This is a genomic window from Tabrizicola flagellatus, assembly GCF_046295235.1.
GTDB lineage: Bacteria > Pseudomonadota > Alphaproteobacteria > Rhodobacterales > Rhodobacteraceae > Tabrizicola > Tabrizicola flagellata_A.
Genome location: NZ_JBKBLV010000076.1, coordinates 1 through 4,671 on the forward strand (window position 1 = coordinate 1; position 4,671 = coordinate 4,671).

The window sequence follows — 4,671 nt, forward strand, 5'->3', positions numbered from 1 at the left end:
CGGATTCCTTCGCCTCGCCGGCCTCGGCCTTGGGCGTCTCGTGCTGTTCCTCGGCGCCCTGGACGGGCCGCGCTTCGCCGTAGGACGGGTCCTTCGCCACGCCATGCGCGATGAAGTTGACTGCGTCGTAGCGCGTCATGTCCTGTTCCTGCAGGAAATAGGCGGCGTTCGATTCGCGTTCGGCGAAGATCGCGACCAGCACGTTGGCGCCGGTCACTTCCGTCCGGCCCGAGGACTGGACATGGATCGCCGCGCGCTGGATCACGCGCTGGAAGGCGGCAGTCGGCACGGCTTCGGACCCCTCGACATCCGTCACCAGGGTGGACAGGTCGTCGTCGATGAAGTCGGTCAGGGTCTTGCGCAACTCGTCCAGGTTCACGGCGCAGGCCTTCATCACGCGGGCCGCGTCGGGTTCGTCGATCAGCGCCAGCAGGAGATGTTCCAGCGTGGCGAGTTCGTGGCGGCGCGAATTGGCCAGGGCCAGGGCGCTGTGGATGGCCTGTTCAAGCGTGGTCGAAAACGATGGCACTTCAGTGCTCCTGTCCTGCAGGTCGGAGGGGGCGCCAGGGCCCGAACCAACCGTGGCCTCATATGCTTAAAGTTCGGTTTTCTTCACCGCACTTCAAGCGCAATCTTCCAGATTTTGGGGTTTCCCCCGGATCATCACGCCATTTGTGATACGGTGCGCTCAGAACTTGTCTTTTCTGGCCCGTATTTCGGCGAAAACCGTGACAACGTCGGCATCCGGCAGGCCGACCGCTGTCTTGAGAGCGGGCAGATGCGCCCGCAGGTAGGGGTTCGTCGCCAGTTCTTCCTCGAGCGGAACGGGGACGGTGGGAAGGCCCTTGGCGCGCCGTTCGGCGACCTCGGCTGCACGAGAGATAAGGCGGGGATTGTCGGGTTCAAGGGTCAGCGCGAAGCGCAGGTTCGAGGCGGTGTATTCGTGGCCCGAACAGATCAACGTGTCGGGCGGCAGGGCGGCGAGCTTGGACAGGCTGGCGTGCATCTGGCGGGCGGTGCCCTCGAACAGGCGGCCGCAGCCGCCGGCCATCAGACTGTCGGCGGTGAAGCAGAGGCGGCTTTGCGGGAAGTGGAAGGCGATATGGCCGAGCGTGTGGCCGGGCACGTCGATCACGCGGGCGAACTCGGACCCGACCGGGAAGCTGGAGTGTTCGTCGAGCGCGAGGTGGAGCCGGGGCAGGCGGTGGGCGTCGGCGGCGGCGCCGAGCACCATGGCCCCTGTCCGCGCGCGGAGCGCCTCGACCCCCTGGATGTGGTCGTCGTGGTGGTGGGTGATAAGGATGTCGGTCAGCCGCCACTGGTGCGCCTCGAGCGCGGCAAGGATCGGCCCCGGCTCGGGCGCGTCCACCAGCGCGGTCTGGGCGCTGTCCGGGTCGTGGACCAGATAGGCGTAGTTGTCGGCAAGGCAGGGGATGGTGACAAGTTCAAGTGGCATGGTCTTTGATCCCTTCCCGCGTATGATGGACAGGATTGCCCGGAGGAGTGGCGCGCCGCAATGCACCTTGATGTGCTGGACCTGAGGAATTTCTACTACCGCACGCAACTGGGCCGGGTAGCGCAGCGGGCGATCCGGGACCAGGTGGTGCGGCTCTGGCCGCCGAAGGCCGGCGAGACGGTGGTGGGGTTCGGCTTTGCGGTGCCTCTGCTGCGGCCCTATCTCGCCGAGGCGCGGCGTGTGATCGGGCTGATGCCGGGGCCGCAGGGGGTAATGCCCTGGCCGGCGGGGATGGAGAACGTCAGCGTCCTGTGCGAGGACACCGCCTGGCCGCTGCCCACGGGCCTCGTGGACCGGCTGGTGCTGATGCACGGGCTGGAGACCTCGGAGAACCCCTCGGCGGTGCTGGAGGAATCGACGCGCGTCCTCGGGCCGGGCGGGCGGGCGCTGTTCATCGTGCCGAACCGGGGCGGCCTGTGGTCGCGGCGCGACGAGACGCCCTTCGGATTCGGGCGGCCCTATTCGGTGGCGCAGCTGGAGGCGCAGCTGAAGCGGCATGGCTTCACGCCGGAACGCAACTGTTCGGTGCTGTTCGCCCCGCCGCTAAGCACACGGTTCTGGCTGCGCTCGGCGGATTTCTGGGAGGCCTTCGGGCGCAAGATGCCCTGGCTGGCGGGGGGCGTGCTGATGGTCGAGGCCTCGAAGCAGGTCTATGCGCCGACGCAGGGCGGCCTGCGGGCGGCGGTGAAGAAGCCGTTGCGCGTGCTGGAGGGCGTCGGCAAGGGCGCGCCCGAACCGGCGCTGAACCGGGAGTGAGGGCGGAGGCGCCCGGCGGGATGCGGGGTGCCCCCGGGCAGATGTCGACGCCTCCGGCGGGAGTATTTGGGTAAAGGGCAAGAGAGGGGGCGGGGGAGGAGTCCTCTCTGGCCAGGGGGCGAGTCAGATCACCCGGACGCGGGTGCCGATCGGGCAGAGCGCGAAGAGTTCGGCGATGTTCTCGTTGTAGAGGCCGATGCAGCCGTCCGAGGAACGGCGGCCGATCTTCCGCGTGTCGTGGGTGCCGTGGATGATGTAGGCCGGCCAGGACAGATACATCGCATGTGTGCCGAGCGGGTTGTCCGGGCCGGGGCCGATCGGCTTCCAGTCGGGGTAGCGCTGCATCTGCGAGGGCGTGGGCGTCCAGCTGGGGCCGACCTTCTTGCGCACGATCTCGGTATAGCCACGCTTGGTCAGCTCGTCGGTCAGCGGCACCGAAGTGGGATAGATGCGATAGTCGGAGCCGTCCGCGCTCCAGAAATGCAGGGCGCGTGAGCCGGTATCGGCGACGATGGTCGCGACACCGAGGCTGTCGAAATGGTCGCGCCAGTCCTGCGCGATGAAGGCAGAGGTGTTGCTGCGCACCGGCGCCTTGGTCTCGGCCCGGGCGAGGACGGGAAGGGCGAGAAGCCCCGCGCTGGCCCCGATGATGCTGCGCCGTGAAATCGTCATGTCCCAGCTTCCCTTTCGTCTGCCACATTCCGAAAGCATTGATCCCGAACAAAGCGCGGAGAGGCAACCGCCAGGCGCCTTGCCTGACGCGGTTGTGAGACAGAGTGACCGCGTGGACGGGGCCGAATCCGTGGCGGGCAAAGACCGGGCACCGCCGTCGCGACACCGCTTGAGTCGATGCTGTCGGCCTTGCGGAGACGGGGCGGGCGGGACAAGCCTCATCCGCCCGCGCGGCGATTGCGCAAACAGCGACAATCTGCGTCCCGATGCCCTCAAGAAACCGTGTTCAACCCGGTTGCGGGGTGGCAGAGGCTCTGCTAAGGACGCCCGCGACGGATGGCTTTCGCCACGGCCGAAGGGCCGAGGTGTGTGCCGATGGACCGCCCGGTTCGCAAGAGCCCAGGGCACGAGACAGCGGAAGGGTTGACGTGTCAGAACCAGCTTCGATCTCTCTGGGCATTGCCGCACGCTATGCGTCGGCCTTGTTCGATCTGGCCAAGGAAGGCGGCGGGCTGAAGGAACTGGAAGCCGATGCCGCCGCGCTGACCGAGACGCTGGCCGCCAGCGAGGAACTGCGCGCGATGATCGCCTCTCCGGTGATCAGCCGCGAGGATCAGGGCAAGGTCATCGCCGCGATCGCCGGCAAACTGGGGCTGAGCACTCTGATGTCGAACACGCTGGCGCTGATGGCCGACAAGCGCCGCCTGTTCGTGCTGCCGCAGTTCGCCGCGCAACTGGCCGACATGATCGCCGCCGAGAAGGGCGAGGTGACCGCCGAGGTCACGGCCGCCCGCGCGCTGACCGCGGCCCAGTCCAAGAAACTTGCCGAGACGCTGAAGGCCCGCGTCGGCAAGACCGTGAAACTGAAAACGACCGTCGATGAAAGCCTCATCGGCGGTCTCGTCGTCAAGCTGGGCTCGACCATGATCGACACCTCGGTCAAGGCAAAGCTCGCGGCCCTGCAAAATGCAATGAAAGAGGTTGGGTGATGGGAATCCAGGCTGCTGAGATCTCTGCGATCCTGAAGGAGCAGATCAAGAACTTCGGCAAGGACGCGGAAGTGGCCGAAGTCGGCCGCGTGCTGTCGGTCGGCGACGGGATTGCCCGAGTGCATGGCCTCGACAACGTGCAGGCCGGCGAGATGGTCGAATTCCCCGGCGGCATCCGCGGGATGGCGCTGAACCTGGAAGTGGACAACGTCGGTATCGTGATCTTCGGCGACGACCGGGACATCAAGGAAGGCGACACCGTCAAGCGCACCAAGGCCATCGTGGACGTGCCGGCGGGCGACGGGCTTCTGGGCCGCGTGGTGGACGCGCTGGGCAACCCGATCGACGGCAAGGGGCCGATCAAGGCCTCGGAACGCCGTGTGGCCGACGTGAAGGCACCGGGCATCATTCCGCGCAAGTCGGTGCACGAGCCGATGGCGACCGGCCTCAAGGCCGTGGACGCGATGATCCCCGTCGGCCGTGGCCAGCGGGAACTGATCATCGGCGACCGCCAGACCGGCAAGACCGCCGTGGCGCTGGACACGATTCTGAACCAGAAGTCCTACAACGAGGCCGCCGGTTCGGACGAATCGAAGAAGCTGTACTGCGTCTATGTCGCGGTCGGGCAGAAGCGGTCCACCGTTGCCCAGCTGGTGAAGAAGCTGGAAGAGACCGGCGCCATGGCCTACACGATCGTCGTGGCCGCCACCGCCTCGGACCCGGCGCCGATGCAGTTCC

Annotated in this window: 5 protein-coding genes and 1 pseudogene; 3 read left to right on the top strand and 3 right to left on the bottom strand. The window is 67.0% G+C overall.

Going from position 1 to position 4,671, the window contains the following annotated elements; all coding sequences use genetic code 11:
- Both ACK4IU_RS18295 and gloB read right to left on the bottom strand, forming a co-directional pair.
- Positions 1–529: Clp protease N-terminal domain-containing protein (locus ACK4IU_RS18295; RefSeq protein WP_409738186.1), on the bottom strand; the 529-nt coding region annotated here is incomplete at its 3' end.
- Between the two features lie 159 nt (positions 530–688).
- The gene (gene gloB, locus ACK4IU_RS18300) at positions 689–1,456 is read right to left on the bottom strand and encodes a hydroxyacylglutathione hydrolase (protein WP_409738189.1); all 768 of its coding nucleotides are present in this window, start codon (positions 1,454–1,456) and stop codon (positions 689–691) included.
- A 60-nt stretch (positions 1,457–1,516) separates the two neighbouring features.
- Between gloB and ACK4IU_RS18305 the strand changes: the two genes are divergently transcribed.
- Positions 1,517–2,272, top strand: a complete 756-nt coding sequence (locus ACK4IU_RS18305; protein WP_409738192.1) for a class I SAM-dependent methyltransferase — start codon at positions 1,517–1,519, stop codon at positions 2,270–2,272.
- Positions 2,273–2,395: 123 nt separating this feature from the next.
- On the opposite strand, the gene ACK4IU_RS18310 is transcribed toward ACK4IU_RS18305, so the two are convergent.
- Complete coding sequence (locus tag ACK4IU_RS18310; RefSeq protein WP_409738195.1) at positions 2,396–2,944, bottom strand: L,D-transpeptidase; 549 nt, start codon at positions 2,942–2,944, stop codon at positions 2,396–2,398.
- Between the two features lie 428 nt (positions 2,945–3,372).
- On the opposite strand from ACK4IU_RS18310, the gene ACK4IU_RS18315 reads away from it, so the two are divergent.
- Both ACK4IU_RS18315 and ACK4IU_RS18320 read left to right on the top strand, forming a co-directional pair.
- A complete protein-coding gene (locus ACK4IU_RS18315) occupies positions 3,373–3,933 on the top strand; it encodes a F0F1 ATP synthase subunit delta (RefSeq protein WP_409738198.1) in 561 nt (186 codons plus the stop codon).
- Positions 3,933–4,671, top strand: a pseudogene (locus ACK4IU_RS18320) (F0F1 ATP synthase subunit alpha); the annotation flags it as partial. The gene ACK4IU_RS18315 and the pseudogene ACK4IU_RS18320, both read left to right, overlap by 1 nt.

Bases quoted from the DNA above. Each gene is read 5' to 3' on its own strand.
- gloB (WP_409738189.1), bottom strand. From the start codon at position 1,456: ATGCCACTTGAACTTGTCACCATCCCCTGCCTTGCCGACAACTACGCC.
- ACK4IU_RS18305 (WP_409738192.1), top strand. From the start codon at position 1,517: ATGCACCTTGATGTGCTGGACCTGAGGAATTTCTACTACCGCACGCAA.
- ACK4IU_RS18310 (WP_409738195.1), bottom strand. From the start codon at position 2,944: ATGACGATTTCACGGCGCAGCATCATCGGGGCCAGCGCGGGGCTTCTC.